The following is a 23048-nucleotide window of genomic DNA, read 5'->3' on the forward strand; positions in this document are numbered from 1 at the left end:
GCCCGGATTCATGCGGCAGACCGACGAGATGACCGGATCGTGCGCCGGCTCAGACGAGCAGGCTCCGCAGCACCGCGAGGGCTCCGTCGTCCTCGATGCCGCCCGTGACCTCGTCGGCAGCGGCACGGACCGCCTCGGGCGCGTGGCCCATCGCGACCCCGCGGGCCGCCCAGCGCAGCATCTGCACGTCGTTGCCGCCGTCGCCGATCGCCACGGTCGCGTGCGGCTGCACGCCGAGGTGCTGGCGGACCTCCTCGAGCGCGCTGGCCTTGGAGATGCCACCGGGGGTCAGGTCGAGCCAGGCGGACCAGCCGACGGCGTACTCGACCTCGTGCAGACCCACCCGCTGGACCAGCTCGTGAAACAGCTCGGGCGTGCTGTCGGGGCTGCGGATGACCACGCGGGTGGCCGGGGTCGAGGTCAGCTCCTCCCACGAGACGACCTCGAGGTCGCCCGACAGCTCCCCGTCGGGGAAGTCGGCCGAGACCCGGAAGCCCAGGCCGAGGTCCTCGACGGCGTACAGGGCGTCGGGCAGCTCGAGCGCGATGGCCCGCAGCGCCGGTCCGGGGTCGAAGGTGACGACGCGGACGATCTCGTAGCCGACGTCGATGGTCGGGTCGAGCCGCGCGGTGACCGCGCCGTTCGAGCAGACGACCCAGCCGTCGGTCAGCCCGAGCTCGGCGGCCACGGGCGCCGCCGAGTGCACCCCTCGGCCGGTCGCGAGCACCACGTGCAGCCCGGAGTCACGGACGGCGCCGACCGCCTCGCGCACCTCGTCGGAGATCACACCGTCGTAGGACATGAGCGTCCCGTCGACGTCGAGGGCGACGAGGCGGCAGCGGGTCATCGCACGGGCTCCAGCACCTCGAGGCCCCCGAGATACGGCCGCAGCCCCTCCGGGACGCGCACCGACCCGTCGGCCTGCTGGTGGTTCTCCAGCAGCGCGACGATCCAGCGGGTGGTGGCCAGGGTGCCGTTGAGCGTGGCGACCGCCCGCGTCGAACCGTCGGCGGTGCGCTCGCGGATGCCCAGGCGGCGGGCCTGGAACGTCGTGCAGTTGGAGGTCGAGGTGAGCTCGAGGTACCGCTCCTGGCTGGGCAGCCAGGCCTCGCAGTCGAACTTGCGCGCGGCGCTCGAGCCCAGGTCGCCCGCGGCCGTGTCGATCACGCGGTAGGGCAGCTCGGCGAGCGCGAGCATCTCCTCCTCCCAGGCGAGGATGCGGCGGTGCTCGTCGGCGGCGTCCTCGACGGTGGTGTAGCTGAACGCCTCGACCTTGTGGAACTGGTGCACCCGGATGATCCCGCGGGTGTCCTTGCCGTACGAGCCGGCCTCGCGCCGGTAGCAGGCCGACCAGCCCGCGTACCGCTGGGGACCCGCCGACAGGTCGAGGATCTCGCCCGAGTGGTAGCCCGCGAGCGCGACCTCGCTGGTGCCGACGAGGTACAGGTCGTCGGCGGGCAGGTGGTAGACCTCGTCCGCGTGGGCGCCGAGGTAGCCGGTGCCGGCCATGATCTCGGGCTTGACCAGCGTCGGCGTGATGACGGGCGTGAACCCGGCGGCCAGGGCCTTGTCGACCGCCGCGTTGAGCAGCGCGAGCTCGAGCCGCGCGCCGATGCCGGTGAGGAAGTAGAACCGCGCGCCGGACACCTTGGCGCCGCGCTCGGTGTCGATGGCCGCGAGGCCCTCGCCCAGCTCGAGGTGGTCGCGCACCCGGAAGTCGAAGTCGCGCGCCTCGCCGACATGCTTGAGCACGACGTAGTCGTCCTCGCCGCCGGCCGGGACGCCGTCCTCGACGACGTTCGAGATCCGCCGGCTCAGCTCGGTCGCGTGCGTCTCGGCCGCGGCGGCGTCGGCCTGCAGCGCCTTGACCTGCTCCGCCAGGTGCTTGGTGCGGGTCAGCAGCGCCTGCTTCTCCTCGCCCTGTGCTCGCGCCACCTGCTTGCCCAGGGACTTCTGCTCGGCCCGCACCGTCTCGAACTCGGTCAGCGCGGAGCGTCGCCGCGCGTCGGCGTCGAGAACCTGGTCGACGAGGTGGGGGTCGTCCCCCCGCGCCACCTGGCTCGCCCGGACGAGGTCGGGATCCTCCCGCAGGAGCCGCAGATCGATCACGCAAGAACCCTACAGACCCGCACCCCCCTGCTTTTCCGGCCGCACGCGGGCGGGGCCGTAGATTCTCCGCATGACGTGGGAGGCGTGGGTCGCCGTGGCAGCAGGCATCGCCGCGCTCGCGGCGCTCGTCCTGGTGCTGGTGCTGTGGGTCCGGCAGCGCGAGCTGCGCAGGCGGATCGAGTCGCCGGGCGCCGGCACCAGCGCACGGGCTCTGCGCCTGGCGCGGGACGTCGAGGAGGCCGGGCAGGTCGTCGCCTTCGTCGCCAACCCGTCCAAGTCGGACGTGCCCGCCCTCAAGGCGGCGGTCCTGCGCGCGCGGGAGGCGCAGGGGTACCCCGAGCCCCTCTGGTTCGAGACGACGATCGAGGATCCCGGCGTCGGGCAGACGCGCGCGGCGGTCGCTCAGGGAGCGGACGTCGTCGTGGCCATCGGCGGGGACGGGACCGTGCGCGCGGTGGCCGAGGCCCTCGTCGGCACCGGCGTGCCCATGGGCCTCATGCCGCTGGGCACCGGCAACCTGCTGGCCCGCAACCTCGACCTGCCGCTGAGCGACCCGCTGGCCGCGATGCGGATCGCGCTGGAGGGCCGGGACCGGACCATCGACGTCGGCTGGCTGCGGGTGCTGCGCTGGGAGTCCGACATCGACGACGCCGTCACCGAGGCGGTCGACGACCTCCCCGACGAGGAGGACCTCCCGCGCGACCACATCTTCCTGGTCATCGCCGGCCTGGGCTTCGACGCCGCGATGGTGGCCGACACCGACGAGCAGCTCAAGCGCCGGGTGGGCTGGATCGCCTACTTCGTGTCCGGCATGCGCCACCTGCACGGCCGCCGCACCCGCATGCACGTGCGGCTCGACGACCAGCCGATGACCACGACGCGGCTGCGCAGCCTGCTCATCGGCAACTGCGGGAAGCTGCCCGGCGGGATCACCCTGCTCCCGGACGCGGTGCTGGACGACGGCTGGCTGGACGTCGCGGCCATCGACACCCGCGGCGGGATCGCGGGCTGGGCGCAGCTGTTCGGCGAGGTGATGATGCAGGGGGCGGGCATGCGGAACGACCTGCCGGCCAAGATCGGCCGTATCGACCACACGCGCGCACAGGAGGTGCGCGTCGTCGTCCAGGGCGGCGAGCACGTGCAGGTGGACGGCGACATCGTCGGCCGGGTCACCGAGCTCTCGGCCCGCGTGGACCACGCCGCGCTCGTGGTCCGCGTGGCCTTCTGACCGTCAGGTCGCGGTGCCGCCCCGGACCCCCTGCAACCACGCCCGGGCGCCGACGAAGTCCGTGTCCGCCGTGCCCACGTGCACGGTCGGCGCGACCGCGTCGGCGCGCGGGTACGACCCGAGGAACCGCACGTACGGGCAGCGCCGGTGCAGGCCCATGACGGCCTCGCCGACGCGCTCGTCGGTGATGTGCCCCTCGGCGTCGAGCGAGAACGAGTACCGGCCGAGGGCGTCGCCGATCGGTCGCGACTCGATGCGGGACAGGTTCACGCCGCGCACCGCGAACTGCTCGAGCATGGCGAGCAGCGCGCCGGCCTCGTTGTCGGGCAGGTGCACCACGAGCGTGGTCTTGTCCGCGCCGGTGGGCGGCGGCACGTCGCCGGGGTGGCTGACGACGACGAACCGGGTCTGCGCCGAGACGTTGTCCGCCACGTCCTGGGCGAGCGGCACGAGCCCGTACGACTCGACCGCGGCGGGCGGGACGAGCGCGGCGTCGAAGCCGAGATCCGCCGTGGGCCGCTCCGCCAGGAGCGCCGCCGGTGCCGTGTTCGAGGTGGCGGGGACGTGCACGACGTTCGGCAGGTGGTGCGCGAGCCAGCGCCGGCACTGCACCCACGCGTGGGGGTGGGCCGAGATCCGCTGCACGTCCGCGAGCCGCACGCCCGGGGCGGCGGCGAGGGTGAACTGCACCGGCACGAGCATCTCGCGCAGGATCACCAGCGGGTCGCCCCCCGCGAGGCTGTCGAGAGTGGCGGTGACGCCGCCCTCGACCGTGCTCTCGATGGCGACCACCGCGAAGTCGGCCTCGCCGGTGCGCACGGCCTCGATCGCGGAGGCGACGTCCGACACGGGCAGGTCCACGCACGCACCCACGGGCACCACCTGCCGCAGCGCGGCCTCGGTGAACGTGCCGGCCGGGCCCAGGTAGGCGTACCTCGGCAGCCCCTTCGACATGGCGTTCCTCCCGTGCAGATGATGTGCACGCTGCACGGATACCCCGCAGCGCCGCCGGGGTCGAGGGTAGTGCGCCCGTAGGCTGGAACGGTGCTGACCCCTGCCCGCTCGCGCGCGTCCCTGCTCCGCGGCGTGGTGCTCACCCTCGTGCTGGGCCTGGCGGGACTGCTCCTGGCCACCCCGGCGCAGGCCGCGGACGAGCCACCCGTGCTCCTGGTCGGTGTGACCGGGGTCCGCTGGGACGACGTCACCACGCTCACGACGCCCGCGCTGTGGAGCGTCTCGCGCGAGGGATCGGTCGGCCTGGTCGCCGCCCGCAGCGTCGCGTCCCGCTCCTGCCCGGCCGACGGCTGGCTGGCGGTCTCCACCGGTACCCGCGCGGCCGACGTGCGGGCCGACGACGGCACGTGCCGGACCCTCCGCGACCCCGACGAGAGCGGAAAGGTACCCGGCTGGGACGACTACGTCGCCGCCGCGGACGCGGAGTCGTACGGCGCGACCCCGGGGTTGTTCGGGAACATGCTCGCGGAGGCGGGATCCGACGTCACCGGGATCGGCCCGGGCGCCGCGATCGCGCTGGCCGACGAGCAGGGCGTCCCCGTCGGCGCGTACCTGAACCTGCCGACCTCCGGCTCCGGCATCACGCGCGCGGTGCGCGACGCCCTCGACACCTCGCAGCTCGTGGTCATCGACGCCGGCTCGCTGCGCGACCCCGGCTACGCCACCGCCGCCCGGCCCAGCACCCCGCAGCCCACCGAGTCGGCACCGGGCGATGACGTCGACGAGCCGGTCGCGCCCGAGGTGTCGACGCCGGACGCGATCATCGAGCCGTCGCGCGCCCTGCAGGCCCAGGTGATCGACGACCGGATCGGCGCCGCGATCGCGGGGGCGCAGCGCTCCGGTGCGACCGTCCTCGTCGTCTCCCTGGCGGACTCCGGCCGCACCGCGCTGCAGCTGGCCGCCGCGACGGGGCGCGCGCCGAACGGTGCCGAGTACGCCGACAGCCTGCTGACCTCGGGCTCGACCCGGCAGGCCGGCCTCATCCAGACGGTCGACGTCACGCCGACGCTGCTCGACGGCATCGGGCTCGACGACAGCGCCGCCGCGCTGAGCGGCGCCGTGATCCTGCCCGGACCGTCGACCGCCGTCGCGACCGCCCGCGTGGACCGCCTCCTCGACATCCAGCGGCACGCCACGATGGTCACCCGCGTCGCCGGTGCGTACTCGACCCGCCTGGTGCTCGTGCAGGCCGTGCTGTTCATCGCCGCGGCGATCATCCTCACCCGCAAGGGCCGATCCGACCGCACGCCCCTGCGGCCCGCACTGCGGGTGCTCCGGGTCGCCGCGCTGGCCCTCGCCGCCGCGCCGGTGGCGTCGTTCCTCACCAACCTCGTGCCGTGGTGGAGCGCGGACAGGCCGGTCACGACGTTCTGGTGGGTGCTGCTCGGGTGGATCGCGCTCGTCACGGCTGTGGCCCTGGTCGGGCCGTGGCGGCGCAACCTGCTGGGGCCCACGGGCACCGTCGCCGGGGTGACGGTCCTCGTGCTGGTGGTCGACGCCTGCACCGGCTCGACACTCGTCATCGACTCCCCGATGGGCGCCCACCGGGTGCTCGCCGCGCGCTTCTACGGCTTGAGCAACCAGGCGTTCGCGCTGCTCACGGCCGCGGGGCTGCTGCTCGCGGTCGCGATCGCGGACCCGCTGCTGCGGCGCGGTCGTCGGCGGCTGGCCACCGCCGCGGTCGCGGGGCTCGGGCTGCTGCTCGTGGTCGTCGACGGCACCCCCGGGCTGGGCAGCGACTTCGGCGGCCCGCCCGCGCTCATCCTCGCGTTCGCGATGCTCACGATCGTGGTGAGCGGCCGCAAGGTCAGCTGGAAGTGGATCGGGCTCATCGCCCTGGCGGGGGTCGTGGTCGTCGGCGGCTTCGCGGTCCTCGACTGGCTGCGACCGCCCGCCGACCGCACCCACCTCGGCCGCTTCTTCGCGACCGTGCTCGACGGCGGGCTGTGGGACGTGGTCGGCCGCAAGATCGCCGTGAACCTCCGCGTCCTGACCTCCTGGCGCTACCTCGTGCTCGCCATCGGCGGCGTGCTGCTGACCTGGCTCGTCATCGCCGGTGGTCGACCCCGGCGCGGCGCGCTCATGGGCACGGGCAGCTCGATGGCCGGCCTGCAGCGGGCCGTCCCGCTCCTGCGGCCCGCGGTGGCGGCGATCGCCGCGGCGCTGACCATCGGGTTCCTCATGAACGACTCCGGCATCGTCGTGCCGGCCACGGGCATCGCGCTCGCGGTGCCGTGCCTGGTGGCCGCGGCCGCGCAGTGGCGGCTGGGCGCGCCGGACGGCGAGCTGGAGGAGACCGCCGCGGCGTCTCTCGGCTCGACGCCGACCGGCTCGGCGTCTACCGGTGAGTCTGCGGAGGCTTCTGCGCCGGTGTGACGGTCCGCTTCACGGCACCGGCCGCGCGGCGTACGCGGCGCGCGTTGACCGCCAGCTGGACGTCCCGGTACTGCGCGGCGCGGTGCATCTGGCCCTTGAGGTCCGATCCCGACGGCCGGTGCTTGAGGTCGCACGGGATCTCCACGACGCGGAACCCGCGGCGCAGCAGGTCGATCGTCATGCCCGTCTCGACGCCCCACCCGTGTGCCAGCGGCGTCGCCGCCTCGAAGGCCGCACGGGTCAGGCAGCGCATGCCGGACAGCGGCTGGGTCGGCGTCCAGCCGGTCATCGACGCGATGGCGCGACGGGCGGCGCCGACGACGATCCCGCGGCCCCCCGCACCGGGCTGCGGCGGGATCAGGGCGATCGCGAGGTCGGCGTGGCCCTCGAACACCGGCGGCACCAGCGGCGCGGTGTTGACCGCGGTCTCGCCCAGGTCGCCGTCGATGAACAGCAGGATGCGCGGCTGCCGGTCGGGGGCGTCGCGCATGGCGACCACGGCGGCGCCGGTCTCCATCGCGGCGGCCTTGCCCCGGTTGTGCGAGTGCCGGACGACGACCGCGCCGGCCTCGCGCGCGACGTGCTGGGTGTTGTCCTCGGAGCCGTCGTCGACCACCAGGACCAGGTCCACGTGAGGGATCGCGCGGGCCGACCGGACGGTCGCGGCGATGCGCCGGGACTCGTCCTTGGCGGGGATGATCACGGCCACCCGCTGGCGGGCCTTGTGCGCGGCCGCCTTGCGCTCGTCGACCGCGGCCTTGCGCACGTCGGCGACGGTCGGCGGCGCGACGACAGGTGCCGCGGGCGGGTCGACGACCTCGGTCGGGGTGGCGTCGTCGGGGGTCGGCACGGAGGTTCCCGCCGGCTGGTCGGCGGCCCGTCGGCCCTTGCGCATCACGTCCGCCACCCTATCCATCGTCGCGGGCGCCGCCCGCGGCGACACCGGTCTGTGGACGGCGTCAGCGCAGCGTGACCTGGCGGGCGACGAGGCCGGCGCGCGCGCGGCGCTCGTTCGCGTCGAGCGGCGAGGAGTCCTCGAGGGCGGCGGTGAACCGGGGCAGGAAGTCGGCGACCGGCTTCTCGATGTCCTCGGCCTCGGACCCCTTTGCCAGTTCCCACACCGGGACCACGAGGCCCGCGGAGCGGAAGTAGCCGACGAACTTCGCACCCTCGAACCCGGACTCGCGCTTGGCGTGCAGGCGGGCGAGGCCGTCGAGCACGACCTGCTCCTCGTGCGGCTGGGCCCAGCGGAGGAACTCGCGGGCGCCCATCCGGCACCAGTACGCGGCGTCGGCGGACTCGAGCTTGACCGTGTCGATGATGCCGGCGTCGGCCTCCTCGATGGCGGCCTGCAGGTCGGGGGTGCGCTCGGTGTCGGGGGCGAGCCAGTACGCGAACGAGTCCTGCACGGTCACGTCGAACGGCACGGACAGGTCGAGCACGTCCTGCAGGCGCGGGCCGGGCTCGGGCAGGCCGATGGTCTCGACGGCGGTGCCGGCCTCGACCTCGAGGGCCTCCAGCAGCGCGTGCGCGAGGTCGCGGCTGACGTCGTTGGAGCTGCTGGTGGTCTGCAGGGCCAGGAGGACGACGCCGTCGGCGCGGTGCAGCGCCGGCCAGCTGGTGGGCAGGACGGTGGTGACCAGCACCTCGCGCGCGCCGTGCTCCTTCGTGGTGCGGGCGGTCGCCGTGGCCGCGGGGACCAGCTCCTTGAGCGCGACCCAGTCGGGCTCACCGGGGAGCCCCTCGAACGGGCGCAGCACGAAGTCGGACGAGTTCTTGGCCATGGCGCAAAGGTTACCGGTCCCTCCGGGACCGACCAGCCGGGCCGACCGGTCCACGTCTCGCCCGGTCGGTCCGGCAGGGGGTCGCGGCGGACGGGGCGTTAGGGGAGGATCGCGACATGGACCCGCGCGCCGGAACACCCGCCCAGCCGTCCGACCTCGTCGATCTCGACGCCCTGACCAGCGCGTACTACGACCGTGAACCCGACCTCGACGACCCCGGGCAGCGCGTGGTCTTCGGCACCAGCGGCCACCGCGGGTCGGCGCTGGACACCGCGTTCAACGAGGCGCACATCGTCGCCATCACCGCCGCGATCGTCGAGTACCGCCGGGATCAGGGCACCGACGGCCCCCTGTTCATCGGCCGCGACACCCACGCGCTGTCCGACCCCGCCTGGCGGTCCGCGCTCGAGGTGCTCGCCGCCGCCGACGTCGAGGTGCACGTCGACGCCCGCGACTCGTGGACCCCGACGCCGGGCGTCTCGCACGCGATCCTGCGGCACAACGGCGCGGGCAGCTCCGAGGGCGTGCGCACGCAGGGTCCCGGGCTGGCCGACGGCATCGTCGTCACCCCGTCGCACAACCCGCCGCGCGACGGCGGCTTCAAGTACAACCCGCCACACGGCGGCCCCGCGGGGTCCGAGGCGACCGGGTGGATCGCCGACCGCGCCAACGAGATCCTGGCGACCGGGTGGAAGAGCGTCGCGCGCGTGAGCGCCGAGACCGCGCTGGCGGCGGACACCACCCTCAAGCACGACTACCTGTCGTCGTACGTCGCGGACCTGGCCAACGTCATCGACGTCGAGGCCATCCGCGCGTCGGGCGTCCGCATCGGCGCCGACCCGCTCGGTGGCGCGTCCGTCGAGTACTGGGGCGAGATCGGCGAGTACTACGGGCTCGACCTCACCGTGGTGAACCCGACCGTCGACCCGCGATGGGCGTTCATGACGCTCGACTGGGACGGCAAGATCCGGATGGACTGCTCGTCGCCGTACGCGATGGCGTCGCTGGTGGCTCGCATGGCCGGCGACCCGGCACCCTTCGACATCGCGACCGGCAACGACGCGGACGCCGACCGGCACGGCATCGTCACGCCCGACGGCCTGATGAACCCGAACCACTACCTCGCGGTCGCCATCTCCTACCTGTACGGCGGGGCTCGGCAGGGCTGGCCCGCCGGGACGGCCATCGGCAAGACGCTCGTCTCGTCCAGCCTCATCGACCGCGTGGCCGGCAAGCTCGGGCGGAGGCTGCTCGAGGTGCCCGTCGGGTTCAAGTGGTTCGTGCCCGGGCTGGTGGACGGGTCGGTCGGGTTCGGCGGCGAGGAGTCCGCCGGGGCGTCGTTCCTGCGCAAGGACGGCACCGTGTGGACCACCGACAAGGACGGCATACTGCCGGCGCTGCTGGCATCGGAGATCCTGGCGACCACCGGTAAGTCGCCCTCGGCCCACCACCGCGACCTCGTCGCCGAGTTCGGCGAGTCCTGGTACGCGCGGGTCGACGCGGCCGCCTCCCGCGAACAGAAGGCGACCCTCTCGAAGCTCACGCCCGACCAGGTGACCGCCACGACGCTGGCGGGCGAGACGATCACCGCCAAGCTGACCAACGCGCCGGGCAACGACGCGGCGATCGGCGGCCTCAAGGTCACCACCCAGAACGCGTGGTTCGCCGCGCGGCCGTCGGGCACCGAGGACGTCTACAAGATCTACGCCGAGTCGTTCGTGTCCGCCGAGCACCTGGCGCAGGTGCAGGCCGAGGCGAAGGACGTGGTCTCGGCGGCGCTCGGCGGGTAGCCGTCAGCTCCGGGCGGGCCGCAGCAGATCCTGGTAGTCGGGGTGCCGCGCGATCCACGCCTTCACGTACGGGCAGAACGCGACCACGTCCCGACCGCTCGCGCGGACCGCGTCGAGGGCTTCCTTCACCAGCGTCGACGCGACGCCCTGGCCCTCGAACTTCGGGTCGACCTCGGTGTGCGTGAAGATCACCGTCGGGCCGATCGTGTCGTACACCGAGAACCCCATCAGCTCGCCGTCGGCGCTGCGCGCCTCGAACCGGTGCTCGTCGGGGGCGTCGCTGACCTGCACGTCTGTCATGCCATCGATGGTGGGGCACGACGGGCGACGGCGGTAGACCTGATGACACACTGACTTCATGCTCCAGCCCTACCGAGACGTGCTGTCGCGTCCCGGGGCGCTCGCGTTCTCCGGCTCGGGCGTGGTCGCCCGGCTGCCCATGTCGATGGTCGGCATCGGCATCGTGCTCATGGTCTCGTCGCTCTACGACTCCTACGGGCTGGCCGGCAAGGTGTCCGCGGTCTACGTCGTCGCGCAGGCGTTGTGCTCGCCCCAGCTGGCCCGCCTCGTCGACCGGCACGGACAGTCGCGGGTCATGCGCCCCGCCATCGCGATCGCGGCCGTCGGGCTGGTCGGTCTCGTGGTCGCGGCCTCGACCCGGGCACACGAGGTCTGGCTCTACCTCGCGGCGGTCGTCACCGGCGCGGCCATCGGGTCGTTCGGGTCGCTGGTCCGGGCGCGCTGGGCGCGGGTGCTCGGCGACGACGCCCACCGGATGCACACCGCCTACTCGCTGGAGTCGGCGCTCGACGAGCTGGTCTTCATCGTCGGCCCCGTGCTCGCCACGCTCCTCGCCACCGGCGTCGCCCCCACCGCCGGGCTCGTCGTGCCCCTCGTCGCGATGATCGTGGGCGGCTACTGGTTCCTCTCGCTGCGGCACACCGAGCCCCCGGCCGCGCCCGTCGGCAGCCCGCGCCCCCGCGGCTCGGTGCTGGCACGGCCCGGCATGATCGTCCTGGCGCTCGTGTTCGTCGCCATGGGCTCGATCTTCGGCGCCACCGACGTCTCGACCGTGGCCTTCGCCGACGAGTCCGGTCACAAGGGCACCGCCGGCATCATCCTGGCGATCTTCGCGCTCGGCTCGCTGATCTCCGGCCTGCTCTACGGCACCCGGCAGTGGAAGCGGCCGCTGCACCTGCGGTTCGCCACGGGCGTCGTCGCGCTCGCCGTCGGCGTCTGCTTCTTCTTCCTCGTGCAGTCCCTCGTGGCGCTCGCGGCCGTGATGTTCGTCACCGGGTTCGCCATCGCTCCGACGCTCATCAACGGCAACGGGCTGGTGCAGGACCTGGTGCCCCGGGAGCGGCTGACCGAGGGGCTGACCTGGGTGGGCACCTCGCTGGGCGTCGGCGTGTCGGTGGGCTCGTCCATCGCGGGAGCGCAGATCGACGCGAACGGCTCGCACGCCGGGTTCCTCGTGGTCGTCGTCTCCGCCGGGTTCGCGGTCGTCGCCACGCTGGCGGCCTTCCGGACCCTGCGCGGCGATGCCGGCGAGCACGTCCACGACTCCGTCGAGGCCGGGTCGCCGTCCGCGACCGGGGGCGCGGCCGTGGCGGCGTGCGAGGTCGCGGAAGCCGTGGAACCGGCACGGTCGGTGGGTACCCTCGGGCCGTGATCGACGCCCTCACTTCGCTGGTCGCCCCCCTCGGCACCCTGAAGGACGCCGACCTGCTCACGGGGGGCCAGTTCGCGACGACGTACCGCGTGACGATGACCGACGGCTCCCGGGTGGTCGTGAAGACCGCCCCGGTGGGCACCGACCAGCTGCTGACCTACGAGCGCGACCTCCTGCGCGCGGAGGCGCTGGTCTACGGGCTCGCCGCGTCGGTCCCGGAGCTGCTGATGCCGCGGGTGCTGCTCACGGACTTCTCGCGCACCGTCCTGCCCAGCGACGTCCTCGTGGTCAGCCACCTGCCCGGCGTCCCGATGGTCGACTCGGGCCTCGCCGACGACGACCCCCGGACCATGCGCGACCTCGGCTCGGTGATGGCGGCGCTGCACGGTCTGACCGGGGACGCGTTCGGGTACCCGTCGGCGCCGGCGCCCACCTGGCGGATCGCGTTCGAGCGGATGGTCGAGGACCTCCTCGCCGACGCCGACCGGTGGTCCGTCGCCGTGCCCGCCGCCGAGGTCCGCGCGGCCGTGGCCCGGCACGCGCACGTGCTGGCGTCCGTCGACAGGCCCGCGCTCGTGCACACGGACCTCTGGGCGGGGAACCTGTTCGTCACGCCGGGGACCGGGGCGCTGGTCGGGGTCATCGACCCGGAGCGCGCGTTGTGGGGCGACCCCGTGCTCGAGCTCGTCGGCGTGCACCAGATGCGCCGCGACCCCCCGCCGGCCGCCCTGCTCGAGGGGTACGGCCCCGGGCTCGACGTCACCAGTGGGTCCGCCCGCACGCGCCTGGAGCTGTACCGGATGCGGCACTGCCTCGTGATGGCGATCGAGATCACGCCGCGGAAGTTCGAGGGCGACTGGGTCGACGGCCACCGCGCGACTGTCTCGGCGAACCTCCACGCGGCGCTCGCGGCACTGGCTTGAAAGCAGTCCCTTTCTTGACATGACTTGTTTTCGGTGACACGGTCGTCCCCATGCTCGACATCACCGTCATCGAGGACCCCGCCGTCGCCGAGGCCGCGCTCGACCCGACCCGCGCACGGCTGCTGGCGGCGCTCGCCTCGCCCGGGTCGGCCACGTCCCTGTCGGGTCCGCTCGGGCTGTCCCGCCAGCAGGTCAACTACCACCTGCGCACGCTCGAGAAGCACGGCCTGGTCGTCCTCGTCGACGAGCGCCGCAAGGGCAACATGACCGAGCGCGTGCTCCAGGCGACCGCGGCGTCGTACGTGATCTCACCCGTCGCGCTGCCCGCCGTGGCGCCGGACGCCGACGCCCTGCGCGACCAGCTCTCCGCGCAGTGGATGCTCGCGCTCGGCGCCCGGCTCGTGCACGAGATGGGCTCGCTCATCATCGGCGCCCAGCAAGCCGGCCAGCGGCTGGCCACCTACGCCGTCGACGGCCAGGTTCGGTTCGCCAGCGCGGCCTCCCGCGCCTCGTTCGCCGACGAGCTGTCCGTCCTGCTCGCCGACCTCGTCGGCAGGTACGACGCCCCCGACGGCCGCGACCACCGGTTCGTCGTCGCCCTGCACCCCGCCCTCAAGACACCGATCACCTCGACCAAGGAGAACTGACATGGCCCGCGAGTTCGAGATCGTCCGCGAGCACGACATCGACGCCCCCGCGGAGGAGGTCTGGGACGCGATCACCGACGGGAACGGCGGCTGGCTGTGGCCCATGGAGTACGAGCCCCGCGTCGGCGGCGCCGCCGCGTTCGGTGGCAGGGTCGTCGCTTGGGACCCGCCGCGCCACCTCTCGGGACGCATGGAGGGCCCGGACGGCTGGTTCAACCAGGTCGAGGAGGTGCTGACGCCGCTCGAGGGCGGACGTACCCATCTGCGCTACGTGCACTCCGGGGTCTTCGTCGACGACTGGGACAACCAGTACGACGGCGCCGGCGCGCACACCGACTTCTACCTGCACACGCTGTCCGAGTACATCGCGCACTTCAGCCGCCGCCCGGTCGTCTACTCGTCGACCGACGCTCCCGCGGCATCGAACACCCCCGACGGGTTCGCGCGACTGCGGGACGCGCTGGACCTCACCTCCCTGCCCGGCAGCCCGGCCGAGGTGGTCGTCGACTACGACACCGAGCACTTCCTCGGCCTGCGCACCGAGACGGCGCTGGTCCGCTTCTTCGGCCGCAACGCCTGGGGCGCCCCGGTGGGCGTCGCCGTGCACGACTTCGCTCCGGGGGCCGACGCCGAGGCGACGACCGCGGCCTGGGACGGCTGGCTGGCGAAGGTCTACGCCTGACGTCGGCGTGCGGGCGTGACCACCGGGGCACACGATGGGCCGACCGTCCACCACCCCCGGAGGCCCCCGTGGCACGACGTCGATCCATCGCCGACCTGCTCGTCGCCCAGCTGGTCGCCGCCGGCGCGCGGCACATCTACGGGATCGTCGGCGACAGCCTCAACCCCGTCGTGGACGCTGTCCGGCGGGCCCGCGACGACGGCGTCGACATCGCGTGGGTGCACGTCCGGCACGAGGAGGCCGGCGCGTTCGCGGCGGCGGCCGAGGCCGAGCTCACCGGTCGGCTGGCGGTCTGCGCCGGGTCCTGCGGGCCGGGCAACCTCCACCTGATCAACGGCCTCTACGACGCCAACCGCTCGCGCGTCCCGGTCCTGGCGATCGCGTCGCACATCCCGAGCGCCCAGATCGGGACGCAGTTCTTCCAGGAGACGCACCCCGACCGGCTGTTCCTCGAGTGCTCGGTGTTCTCGGAGATGATCTCGACGGCGGCGCTGGCACCCCGCGTCATCCGGTCGGCCATCCACCACGCCTACGGCGCTCCCGGCGTCGCCGTGCTGACGCTGCCGGGAGACGTCGCGGACCTCGAGGCACCCGATGCCGGCGTCGACGTGCTCACTCCCCCGCCCGCGCCGCGAGTGGTTCCCGATGAGGGAGCGGTGCGGGCCCTCGCCGAGGCGATCGACGCGGCGGGCAAGGTGACGATCTTCGCCGGGGCCGGCGTGCGGCACGCCCGCACGGAGGTCCTGGCGCTCGCCCGGGTGCTCAACGCCCCGGTCGGGCACAGCCTGCGGGGCAAGGAGCACATCCAGGTCGACAACCCGTTCGACGTCGGCATGTCCGGGTTGCTCGGGTACGGCGCGTGCCAGTCCGCCATGGAGGGCGCCGATCTGCTGCTCCTGCTGGGCACCGACTTCCCGTACGACCAGTTCCTGCCGACCGGCGTCCGCACCGCTCAGGTGGACATCGAGCCGACCCGGCTCGGCCGGCGGACGCGCAACGACCTCGTGGTGCACGGCGACGTCGGCGAGACGGCGAAGGCGCTCCTGGCCCTGGTGACGCCGAAGAAGAGCCACCGGTTCCTCGACCAGATGCTCAAGAAGCACCAGCGCGCGATGAGCGGCGTGGTCGGCGCGTACACGAAGGACGTGGAGCACACCGAGCCGATCCACCCCGAGTACGCGGCCGTGCTGCTGGACGAGGAGGCGCCCGACGACGCGGTCTTCACGGTCGACACCGGCATGTGCAACGTCTGGGCGGCCCGCTACATCACGCCCAACGGGAGGCGTCGGGTCATCGGCTCGTTCCTGCACGGGTCGATGGCCAACGCCGTGCCCCACGCGATCGGTGCCGCCCTGTCTGGCGACGGCCGGCACGTCGTCGCGATGGCCGGTGACGGCGGCCTCTCGATGCTGCTGGGCGAGCTCATCACCGTGAAGGTGCTCGATCTGCCGGTCAAGATCGTCGTCTTCGACAACGCGACGCTCGGCATGGTGCGGCTCGAGATGCTGGTCGACGGCCTGCCCTCGTACGCGACGGACACCCCGCCGGTCGACTACGCGGCGATCGCGTCGGCCATCGGCATCCCGTCGGTGCGCGTCGAGGAGCCCACCGCGATCCGGGCCGCCCTGCGGGAGGCGTTCTCGCACGACGGTCCGGCGCTGATCGACCTGGTCACCGACCCGCGCGCGCTGTCGCTGCCGCCGAAGATCACGCGCGCCCAGGTCTCCGGGTTCACCGCCGCCATGAGCAAGGAGGTGCTCGGCGGCGGGCTGGGCGAGGTCATGGCGATGGCCCGCTCGAACCTGCGGAACCTGCCTCGTCCCTAAGGCACCGGGTGGCGCGCGTCGTAGTCCCAGAACGAGCGCTGCGAGCGGACGAGCACCCACAGCAGCACCACGCAGAGGCAGCCGCCGATGACCGCGGCCCACCCCTCGCCGATCTTGGCCGCGGCCCCGCCGAGCAGCGCCTCGCCCAGCCGCGGGCCGCCCGCGACGAYGACGATGAACACGCCCTGCAGGCGGCCGCGCATGTCGTCGGGCGTCGCCGTCTGCAGGATCGTCTGCCGGAACACCGAGCTGATCGCGTCGCTGGCCCCGGCGACCACCAGCATGAGCACGGCGATCGCGAGCGCCAGCCAGAGCACCTGGTCCGGGTGCGACTGCCCGGCCAGCACCAGCACCAGCCCGAACCCGGCGATGGCCAGACCCCAGACGGTGATGGCGACCGCGATGATCCGGCCCTGCCAGCGGATCCGGGTCAGCCCCCCGGAGAACAGCCCCGCGAGCCCGACACCGACCGCCGCGGAGGCCGCCATGACGCCGGTCGTCGTCGCGCCGCCGCCCAGGTAGACCAGGCCGACGGCCGGGAACAGCACGCGCGGCGACGACGTGATCATGGCGACCAGGTCGACCGCGAACGTCATGCGCACGTTCCGCTGCGTGCCCAGGTACCGGAAGCCGTCGACCACGGACGCGAGCCCTGCCCGCTCGCGGCGGGTCTCGGAGTGCTCCGGCGGCTGCGGGGGCAGGCGGAACACGGCCGCGAGCGCCGCCGTGAACAGCACCGCGTCGAGCGTGTAGGCGACGCCGTAGTCGAAGGCGGCCACCAGCGCGGCACCCAGCAGCGGGCCCACAGTGAACGCGACGCTGAACCCGAGCGTCTGCAGGGCGTTCGCCGCGGGCAGGAGCGTGGGGTCGAGCAGCCGCGGGATGATGGCCGACCGCGCAGGCGCGTTCACCGCGAACGCCCCCGACTGCACGGCGACCAGAAGGAACAGCACCCACACCTGCGAGTTGCCCAGCCACGCCTGTACCGCCAGCCCGATCGTGGCGCCCCACGCCACGAACGACGCGATCAGCGCGACCGTGCGGCGGTCGTAGTGGTCGGAGATCGCGCCGCCGTACAGGCCGAAGAACACCAGCGGCACCAGCGCGCAGAGCCCGAGGATGCCGACCGACGCGGTCGACTGCGTGAGCGCGTAGACCTGCAGCCCCACCGCGACGACGGTCAGCTGCGCCCCGAGGTTCGAGATCGACAGCCCCCACCACAGCCGCCGGAACGCCGGGCTGGCGCGCAGGGGTGTCGTGTCGACGACGAACGAGGGCATCGGGCGAGTTTAGTTGCCCGAGAGACGCAGCCCGCCCGGCGTCCGGCGCCGGCGCCGAGCTCGTGACTCGCCGCCCATCTCGCCGGTCCGAACCGGCGAGCTCGACGCGCAGTCACGAGGTCGCGGGTTCGCGACGAGGTCGCGGGTTGCGACTGACGACTTCGTCGGAAACCCACGAGTTCGCGCGGCGTGCGGCGGATCGCGTGCCACCCTTGCCCGGTGAGCAGCGCTGTCGAGCACCTCGTCGTCATGGGGGTGTCGGGGACCGGGAAGTCGACGACCGCGGCGCTCCTCGCCGCCAGGCTCGGGTGGCCGATGATCGAGGGCGACGACCTCCACCCGGCGGCCAACGTCGAGGCCATGCGCGCGGGCAGGGCGCTGACCGACGCCGATCGCGGTCCGTGGCTGCGCGCGATCCGGGACGCGATGACGGCCGCGGGCGGGTCGACGGTGGTCACGTGCTCGTCGCTGCGCCGCTCCTATCGCGACGTCCTGCGGACCGCGCAGGGACGCGTCCGGTTCGTGCACCTGGTGGTCCCGGCCGACGAGCTCGCGCGCCGGCTGGCCGTCCGCGCGGGCCATTTCATGCCGGCGACGCTGCTGGCCTCGCAGCTGGCCACCCTCGAACCACTGGGTCCCGACGAGGACGGCGTGGACGTCCCGGTCGTCGGAACGCCGGAGCAGACCGCCGACGAGGCCCTCCGCCTGCTCGACGCGAGTTCGTGAGCTCGCGACGACGGACCGGCCGCCTGAGCGACCGGCCCGTCGTGCTCGTCGTCAGCCCTCCAGCGACGCGCCCGTCTCCAGGACCGTCTTGAGGTCGGACAGGATCTGGGGCCAGCCGCCGCCGAACTGCGGCAGGTCGCCCGAGATCAACGACGCCGTCCGCGGGGCGCCGGTGACGTCGTGGACCACGGTCAGCTGCGTGATGCCCGTGCCGCGCTCCTCGAGCTCGTAGGTGAGCCGCGTGAAGCCCTCGACGCTGGCCTCGGCGTCCCAGAGCGTGCGCCAGGTCTGCACGAGCTTGCTGCCGGGCACCACCTCGACCACCTCGCCGTCGACGATCGGCTGCCCGGCGGTGGCGCCGCCGAACTCGATCATCGCGGCGGACGGCTCGGTGCTGAACGCGCCGCCGGGGATCAGGTCGTAGGTGCTGGAGCACTTGTACCCGTAGCGGTCGTTCCACTCGGGCGAGGTGATCGCGCGCCACACTGTCGCGGTGTCGGCCTTGATCCAGATGCGGTTGACGAGGACGGTCGTCGTGGCCGTGTCGGTCTGCGTGCTCATGGTGCTCTCCAACAGGGATTTGAGGTCGGTGAGGGCGTGCAGACGCTCCGCCCCCAGCACGTCGTACTTGTCGATCCACCGCTCGTGGATCTGTTGGATCGGGACGGCGTTGAGGAAGTGCAGCTTTTCCCGCCCCGATCGTCGGGTAACCACGAGGCCCGCCTCCTCGAGCACCTTGAGGTGCTTCATGACCCCGAACCGGGTCATCTCGAGGCCCTCCTCGAGCTCCGTGAGCGTGCGGCCGTCACGCGCGAAGAGCTGGTCGAGCAGGTGGCGACGGGTGGTGTCGGCAAGCGCCTTGAACACCGGGTCCTCGTCCATACCGTCGACGATAGGTGACTAATTAGTCACATGTCAACGGTCACCAGCTGCGCGTGCCCGGCGAGCCCTTGAACGGGCCGACGACCCGGGGCGTGATCCAGCCGCCGTAGAACCCGCCGGCCTGGGGCTGCACCTGCTCGCCGTCGACGGTGCAGGTCAGGTCGTCGGCGTAGAGCGCGACCCGGTCGGCGAGGACCTCGTAGCCCGGCAGGGGCGTCGGGTAGGTCCACCCCACCCGGGACAGCAGACGACCGCCGACGCGCACGGAGAGGTAGTCGGCGACGCCCTTGAACTCGCAGACCGACGACCCGACGGCGGCCTCCAGCACGCCGGCCTCGAACGCGTCGAAGGGCAGGTAGTACACGGGCGGGTGGCTCGTCTCGAGCACCCGCACGGCGTCCGTCGTCAGCGCGACCGGGTGCCCGTCGAGCGTCACGACGACGCGCTCCGTCGTGGGCTCGACGCGCGGCGGCCGCGGGTAGTCCCAGACCGACTCCTGCCCGGGTGCGGCCGACAGCGGGACCGGCGTCACCGCTGCCCGGGGTTGGCGTCGTCGGCGTCCATCAGGGGCTCGACGACGACGTCGTCACTGTCGTACTTGGTGGTCGAGCTCGACATCGCGCCCGTGGCCGTGTCGACGGCCTTCTCCCAGAGTGCGGCGCCCTGCGTCTTCGCGAACTCCGTCGCCTTGCTCTCGTACTCCTGCACGTAGTCCTGCACGCGCGGGTCCTGCCACACATCGGTGGCCCAGACCTTGAACTTCGCCAGCTGGCGACGGCCGGACGTGGTGCCGAACAGGTACGCGGTGCCCACGCCCGCGAGAAACACGACCTTCTTCATGCGGTCCTCCGTTGCTCGTCCCAGGGTTCGAGCGTAGGCAGGGATCGGCGGGACCGCGCGTCAGGAGGCGGTCAGTGCCCGGCGGTCAGCGGGAGGTGCCGGACGCTGCGGAACCGTCGGTCGCCGCCGTCGACGGGGTCGGTGAACGCGATCTCGCCGGCCAGCAGCTGCAGCGGTCTGCTGAAGTCGTCGACTGCGACGTCCTGCACCACGGGGTACAGCGGGTCGTCGACGATCGGGATGCCGAGGCCGTGCAGGTGCAGGCGGAGCTGGTGCGTGCGACCCGTGCGGGGCGTCAGCCGGTAGACCCCGCGACCGTCCACCTCCGACTCGAGCTCGACGCGGGTCTCCGCGTTGACCGGGGCGCCGGGCACGACCTCGGCCTGCCAGGCGCCGCGCTCCTTGCGGATGTGGTTGCGGACCACGAGCGGGAACGTCAGGTCCACGCGCAGCGGCGCCATCGCCCAGTACGTCTTGTGCACCGCCCGGTGCTCGAACAGGGTCTGGTACGGCCCGCGCCACCGGGGCTCGGTCGCCAGCATCAGCAGGCCCGACGTCACCCGGTCCAGGCGGTGCAGCGGGGACAGGTCCGGCAGGCCCAGCTGGGCGCGCAGGCGGACCACGACGCTCTGCTGCACGTGCCGACCGCGCGGGATCGACGAGAGGAAAGCCGGCTTGTCCACCACCACGAGGCGGTCGTCGCGATGCACCACGTGGATCGGCGCGGTCACCTCGGGCTCGTCACGCAGGTCGCGGTGGAACCACACGAACCGGTGCGGGGCGTAGGGGTCGTCCGCGAGGACCGCGCGGCCGCCCTCGTCGACGAATCGCTCCCCCACCAGCATCTCCGCGACGTCGACGTGCGCGGGCAGCCGGTCGCGGAGCCAGTCGCCCATGGTCGCCCACTCGGCCTGCGGTGAGCGGTCCGGGGTGCGCAGCCACGCGGCGCTCAGGCCGTGACGCGCCGGCAGCGGCGAGCGAGGAGGCACGTCTACGGCTCTCGCAGCGGTGCGAGGAGGTCGAGCGCGACGACCCGGGCGGCGGCCGTGCGGGCCGCCTGGTCGCCCCCGATCGGCAGGGGCGACTCCCCACCGACGGCGCCCAGCACCAGCGCCGCGAACAGCAGCGTCGCGCGCAGCGAGGCCTCGGGCGTGGGGTCCTCGCCCGCGATGGCCGTCACGAGCGTGCGCAGCACCCCGATCTGCATCCCGCCGAACTCGCTGCGCTCGACGACCGCGGGGTTGGTCTGCCCGAACCGCAGGATGATCCCGCCGTCGGACTGCACCAGGGTGAGCAGCCTGTCCACCAGCTGCTCGTCGCGCGCGCGGCTCGACGGCTCCGCCCGGGCCCACGACGCCAGCTCCTCGAAGCGCTCGGTGTACCCGGACATCGCGCTGCCGACGATGTCCTCCTTGGTGCGGAAGTGGTAGTACAGCGCGGCCTTGGTCAYGCCGACCTCGTCGGCGATCTCGCGCAGAGACGTCTTGTCGTACCCGTGCTCGACGAACCGTCGCATGGCCACCGTCACGATCTGCTCGCGGGTGGCGCTCCCGTCGCGGGGCATCGGCACGACTCCTTCCTGTGGCTTCTCTCAGCGAGCCTACTTGACGACCGGCAAGTAACCAGGTCTAGTCTCGATCGCGTTACTAGCCGGTCGACAAGTAAGCGAGGACGAGATGACCACCGCCACGATGCCACGCCCGCCGGAGAACGGAGCGACCCCACTGAGCCCCCGGCGGATCGGGCTCATCATGGTCAGCCTCGTGCTGGCCCTCATCCCCCTCCAGCTCGACGCCCTCGTCGCCGCGACGGCCCTGCCGACCATCGCCGGCGACCTCGGCGGCTTCGACAGCCTCGCCTGGATCACCACCTCCTACCTGCTGGCGATGGCGATCGGCACCGTCGTCGCCGGCCGGCTGGGCGACATGTTCGGCCGGCGTCGCCTGCTGCTCGCCGCGCTCGTCGCGTTCGGCGTCGGCTCCGTGCTCACCGGCCTGGCGCCGAGCATGGGCGCCCTCGTCGGGGCGCGGACGCTGCAGGGCCTCGGGGCCGGCATGACGTTCACCAGCCTGCTCGCGGTGGTCGCCGACGTCGCGCCGCCCGACCGCCGGGCCCGCTACCAGGGCATCCTGGGCGCGATCGCGCCGGTGTCGATGATCGTCGGGCCGTGGGCCGGCGGCGTCATCACCGAGCACCTGGGCTGGCGCTGGATCTTCCTGCTGAACGTCCCGCTCGTCCTGGCGTCGATCGCCGGCGTGCTGGCGTTCGTCCGCCTGCCCGTCCGACCCCGCGGCGGTCGCGTGGACGTCGCCGGGCTGGTCGCGGTCGTGTTCGCGAGCTCCGGCCTGGTGCTCGCGGCGACGTGGGGCGGCCACCGGTACGGGTGGGGCTCGTGGCAGGTGCTCGGCGCCCTCCTCGTCGCCGCCGTCGCCATCGGTGCGCTGGTCCTCGTCGAGGGCAGGGCCGCACACCCCGTCCTCCCGCTCGACCTGTTCCGCACCCGCTCGGTGGTGCTCTCGTTCGTCGTGCTCGCCCTGGGCATGGGGGCCGTCATGACGAGCGCCATCACCTACCTGCCGGTGTTCCTGCAGCTGGTGCAGGGCCGCTCCGCCAGCAGCAGCGGCCTGCTGCTGCTCCCCCTGCTGCTGCCCGCGATCGTGGTCGGCGTGCTCGCCGGCCGCTTCACGACGAACCCGGCGCGATTCCGCCCGACCATGGTGCTCGGCACGTCGCTGCTCGTGGCCGCGAGCGTCCTGCTGGCCACCATGACCGTCGACACGTCCGGCTTGCTCACGGCGGCCTACATGGTGCTGGCCGGGTTCGGCATCGGGCTGCTGTTCCAGACCCCCATGGTGCTCGTGCAGAACTCGGTGCCGGGCGGAGAGATCGGGGCGGCCACGGGCGCGGCGGGCTTCATGCGGATGATCGGTGCCGCCGTCGGTGCGGGCGCGCTGGGTGCCCTGTTCTCCAGCACCGTCGCCGCCGCGATGCCGGACGACGTCGACGCCGCGTCGCTGACGCCCGAGACCGTCACTGCACTGCCGACCGCCGTGCAGGCGGCGGCGCGGACGGCGGTCGCGACGGGCTCGTCGGCCCTGTTCTGGGTCGCGGCGGCCCTCGCCGCGGTCGCGCTGGTCGCGGCTCTCGCGCTGCCCCGGCGCACGGTCTCGCCCGCCGCACCGACCGAGGCGGCGAGGTGACCAGGCTGATCGTTCCCGACGCGGTCGCCCGGGCGGAGCGGATCGAGCTCGCCCAGCCGTAGCGAACGC

General features: G+C 73.2%; 22 protein-coding genes. 10 read left to right on the forward strand and 12 right to left on the reverse strand.

The features are described from left to right. Window positions 1-49 precede the first annotated feature (49 nt). Together ACXJKA_RS04895 and serS are read right to left on the reverse strand one after the other, a co-directional pair. Entirely contained in the window at window positions 50-847 is a 798-nt protein-coding gene (locus tag ACXJKA_RS04895) for an HAD family hydrolase (RefSeq protein ID WP_456824051.1), read from the reverse strand. Continuing rightward, a complete protein-coding gene (gene serS / locus ACXJKA_RS04900; protein ID WP_456824052.1) occupies window positions 844-2109 on the reverse strand; it encodes a serine--tRNA ligase in 1266 nt (421 codons plus the stop codon). The genes ACXJKA_RS04895 and serS overlap by 4 nt, the downstream gene beginning before the upstream one ends. A 70-nt stretch (window positions 2110-2179) precedes the next feature. On the opposite strand from serS, the gene ACXJKA_RS04905 reads away from it, so the two are divergent. Beyond that, window positions 2180-3337 (forward strand): diacylglycerol/lipid kinase family protein, encoded by a 1158-nt coding sequence (locus tag ACXJKA_RS04905; protein WP_456824053.1) that lies wholly within the window; start codon window positions 2180-2182, stop codon window positions 3335-3337. 3 nt (window positions 3338-3340) lie between these two features. On the opposite strand, the gene pheA is transcribed toward ACXJKA_RS04905, so the two are convergent. Next, window positions 3341-4291, reverse strand: coding sequence for a prephenate dehydratase (gene pheA, locus ACXJKA_RS04910; protein ID WP_456824054.1), 951 nt, complete (start codon window positions 4289-4291; stop codon window positions 3341-3343). A 90-nt stretch (window positions 4292-4381) separates the two neighbouring features. On the opposite strand from pheA, the gene ACXJKA_RS04915 reads away from it, so the two are divergent. Next, a complete protein-coding gene (locus tag ACXJKA_RS04915; protein WP_456824055.1) occupies window positions 4382-6727 on the forward strand; it encodes a hypothetical protein in 2346 nt (781 codons plus the stop codon). Here ACXJKA_RS04915 and ACXJKA_RS04920 read toward each other — a convergent pair. Further along, on the reverse strand, window positions 6690-7625 hold the full coding sequence (locus ACXJKA_RS04920; RefSeq protein WP_456824141.1) for a glycosyltransferase family 2 protein: 936 nt from the start codon (window positions 7623-7625) through the stop codon (window positions 6690-6692). The genes ACXJKA_RS04915 and ACXJKA_RS04920 overlap by 38 nt on opposite strands. A gap of 61 nt (window positions 7626-7686) precedes the next feature. After that, on the reverse strand, window positions 7687-8511 hold the full coding sequence (locus ACXJKA_RS04925; protein WP_456824056.1) for a DUF5926 family protein: 825 nt from the start codon (window positions 8509-8511) through the stop codon (window positions 7687-7689). A gap of 116 nt (window positions 8512-8627) precedes the next feature. On the opposite strand from ACXJKA_RS04925, the gene pgm reads away from it, so the two are divergent. Next, on the forward strand, window positions 8628-10301 hold the full coding sequence (gene pgm, locus ACXJKA_RS04930; RefSeq protein ID WP_456824057.1) for a phosphoglucomutase (alpha-D-glucose-1,6-bisphosphate-dependent): 1674 nt from the start codon (window positions 8628-8630) through the stop codon (window positions 10299-10301). Window positions 10302-10304: 3 nt separating this feature from the next. On the opposite strand, the gene ACXJKA_RS04935 is transcribed toward pgm, so the two are convergent. Next, on the reverse strand, window positions 10305-10601 hold the full coding sequence (locus ACXJKA_RS04935; protein WP_456824058.1) for a GNAT family N-acetyltransferase: 297 nt from the start codon (window positions 10599-10601) through the stop codon (window positions 10305-10307). Window positions 10602-10659: 58 nt separating this feature from the next. Between ACXJKA_RS04935 and ACXJKA_RS04940 the strand changes: the two genes are divergently transcribed. From ACXJKA_RS04940 to ACXJKA_RS04960, 5 genes are all read left to right on the forward strand, one after another. Further along, complete coding sequence (locus ACXJKA_RS04940) at window positions 10660-11973, forward strand: MFS transporter (protein ID WP_456824059.1); 1314 nt, start codon at window positions 10660-10662, stop codon at window positions 11971-11973. Then, on the forward strand, window positions 11970-12896 hold the full coding sequence (locus ACXJKA_RS04945) for a phosphotransferase family protein (RefSeq protein ID WP_456824060.1): 927 nt from the start codon (window positions 11970-11972) through the stop codon (window positions 12894-12896). The genes ACXJKA_RS04940 and ACXJKA_RS04945 overlap by 4 nt, the downstream gene beginning before the upstream one ends. A gap of 50 nt (window positions 12897-12946) precedes the next feature. Next, on the forward strand, window positions 12947-13543 hold the full coding sequence (locus ACXJKA_RS04950) for an ArsR/SmtB family transcription factor (protein ID WP_456824061.1): 597 nt from the start codon (window positions 12947-12949) through the stop codon (window positions 13541-13543). 1 nt (window position 13544) lies between these two features. Further along, the gene (locus ACXJKA_RS04955) at window positions 13545-14225 is read left to right on the forward strand and encodes an SRPBCC family protein (protein ID WP_456824062.1); all 681 of its coding nucleotides are present in this window, start codon (window positions 13545-13547) and stop codon (window positions 14223-14225) included. A gap of 68 nt (window positions 14226-14293) precedes the next feature. Continuing rightward, on the forward strand, window positions 14294-16051 hold the full coding sequence (locus ACXJKA_RS04960) for a pyruvate dehydrogenase (RefSeq protein WP_456824063.1): 1758 nt from the start codon (window positions 14294-14296) through the stop codon (window positions 16049-16051). Here the strand turns inward: ACXJKA_RS04960 and ACXJKA_RS04965 are convergent. Next, entirely contained in the window at window positions 16048-17331 is a 1284-nt protein-coding gene (locus tag ACXJKA_RS04965; RefSeq protein ID WP_456824064.1) for an MFS transporter, read from the reverse strand. The two genes, ACXJKA_RS04960 and ACXJKA_RS04965, sit on opposite strands and share 4 nt — an antisense overlap. A 219-nt stretch (window positions 17332-17550) precedes the next feature. Between ACXJKA_RS04965 and ACXJKA_RS04970 the strand changes: the two genes are divergently transcribed. Beyond that, entirely contained in the window at window positions 17551-18057 is a 507-nt protein-coding gene (locus ACXJKA_RS04970; RefSeq protein WP_456824065.1) for a gluconokinase, read from the forward strand. 51 nt (window positions 18058-18108) lie between these two features. Here the strand turns inward: ACXJKA_RS04970 and ACXJKA_RS04975 are convergent, their stop codons facing one another. From ACXJKA_RS04975 to ACXJKA_RS04995, 5 genes are all read right to left on the reverse strand, one after another. Then, the gene (locus ACXJKA_RS04975; RefSeq protein ID WP_456824066.1) at window positions 18109-18939 is read right to left on the reverse strand and encodes an ArsR/SmtB family transcription factor; all 831 of its coding nucleotides are present in this window, start codon (window positions 18937-18939) and stop codon (window positions 18109-18111) included. 40 nt (window positions 18940-18979) lie between these two features. Further along, window positions 18980-19471: a DUF427 domain-containing protein gene (locus tag ACXJKA_RS04980; RefSeq protein ID WP_456824067.1), complete on the reverse strand. Its 492-nt coding sequence runs from the start codon at window positions 19469-19471 to the stop codon at window positions 18980-18982. Further along, on the reverse strand, window positions 19468-19779 hold the full coding sequence (locus tag ACXJKA_RS04985; protein WP_456824068.1) for a YtxH domain-containing protein: 312 nt from the start codon (window positions 19777-19779) through the stop codon (window positions 19468-19470). Before ACXJKA_RS04985 ends, ACXJKA_RS04980 begins: the two co-directional genes overlap by 4 nt. A gap of 71 nt (window positions 19780-19850) precedes the next feature. Continuing rightward, window positions 19851-20768, reverse strand: coding sequence for a pseudouridine synthase (locus ACXJKA_RS04990; protein WP_456824069.1), 918 nt, complete (start codon window positions 20766-20768; stop codon window positions 19851-19853). Between the two features lie 2 nt (window positions 20769-20770). Next, entirely contained in the window at window positions 20771-21343 is a 573-nt protein-coding gene (locus tag ACXJKA_RS04995; protein ID WP_456824070.1) for a TetR/AcrR family transcriptional regulator, read from the reverse strand. A gap of 112 nt (window positions 21344-21455) precedes the next feature. Between ACXJKA_RS04995 and ACXJKA_RS05000 the strand changes: the two genes are divergently transcribed. Then, window positions 21456-22979 (forward strand): MFS transporter, encoded by a 1524-nt coding sequence (locus tag ACXJKA_RS05000; protein ID WP_456824071.1) that lies wholly within the window; start codon window positions 21456-21458, stop codon window positions 22977-22979. Window positions 22980-23048 lie beyond the last annotated feature (69 nt).

Source organism: Cellulomonas sp. P5_E12 (assembly GCF_054049315.1).

Coding starts and splice junctions, on each gene's coding strand:
- ACXJKA_RS04895 (WP_456824051.1), bottom strand. CDS start 847: ATGACCCGCTGCCGCCTCGTCGCCCTCGACGTCGACGGGACGCTCATG.
- ACXJKA_RS04905 (WP_456824053.1), top strand. CDS start 2,180: ATGACGTGGGAGGCGTGGGTCGCCGTGGCAGCAGGCATCGCCGCGCTC.
- pheA (WP_456824054.1), bottom strand. CDS start 4,291: ATGTCGAAGGGGCTGCCGAGGTACGCCTACCTGGGCCCGGCCGGCACG.
- ACXJKA_RS04925 (WP_456824056.1), bottom strand. CDS start 8,511: ATGGCCAAGAACTCGTCCGACTTCGTGCTGCGCCCGTTCGAGGGGCTC.
- pgm (WP_456824057.1), top strand. CDS start 8,628: ATGGACCCGCGCGCCGGAACACCCGCCCAGCCGTCCGACCTCGTCGAT.
- ACXJKA_RS04935 (WP_456824058.1), bottom strand. CDS start 10,601: ATGACAGACGTGCAGGTCAGCGACGCCCCCGACGAGCACCGGTTCGAG.
- ACXJKA_RS04940 (WP_456824059.1), top strand. CDS start 10,660: ATGCTCCAGCCCTACCGAGACGTGCTGTCGCGTCCCGGGGCGCTCGCG.
- ACXJKA_RS04950 (WP_456824061.1), top strand. CDS start 12,947: ATGCTCGACATCACCGTCATCGAGGACCCCGCCGTCGCCGAGGCCGCG.
- ACXJKA_RS04955 (WP_456824062.1), top strand. CDS start 13,545: ATGGCCCGCGAGTTCGAGATCGTCCGCGAGCACGACATCGACGCCCCC.
- ACXJKA_RS04975 (WP_456824066.1), bottom strand. CDS start 18,939: ATGGACGAGGACCCGGTGTTCAAGGCGCTTGCCGACACCACCCGTCGC.
- ACXJKA_RS04985 (WP_456824068.1), bottom strand. CDS start 19,779: ATGAAGAAGGTCGTGTTTCTCGCGGGCGTGGGCACCGCGTACCTGTTC.
- ACXJKA_RS05000 (WP_456824071.1), top strand. CDS start 21,456: ATGACCACCGCCACGATGCCACGCCCGCCGGAGAACGGAGCGACCCCA.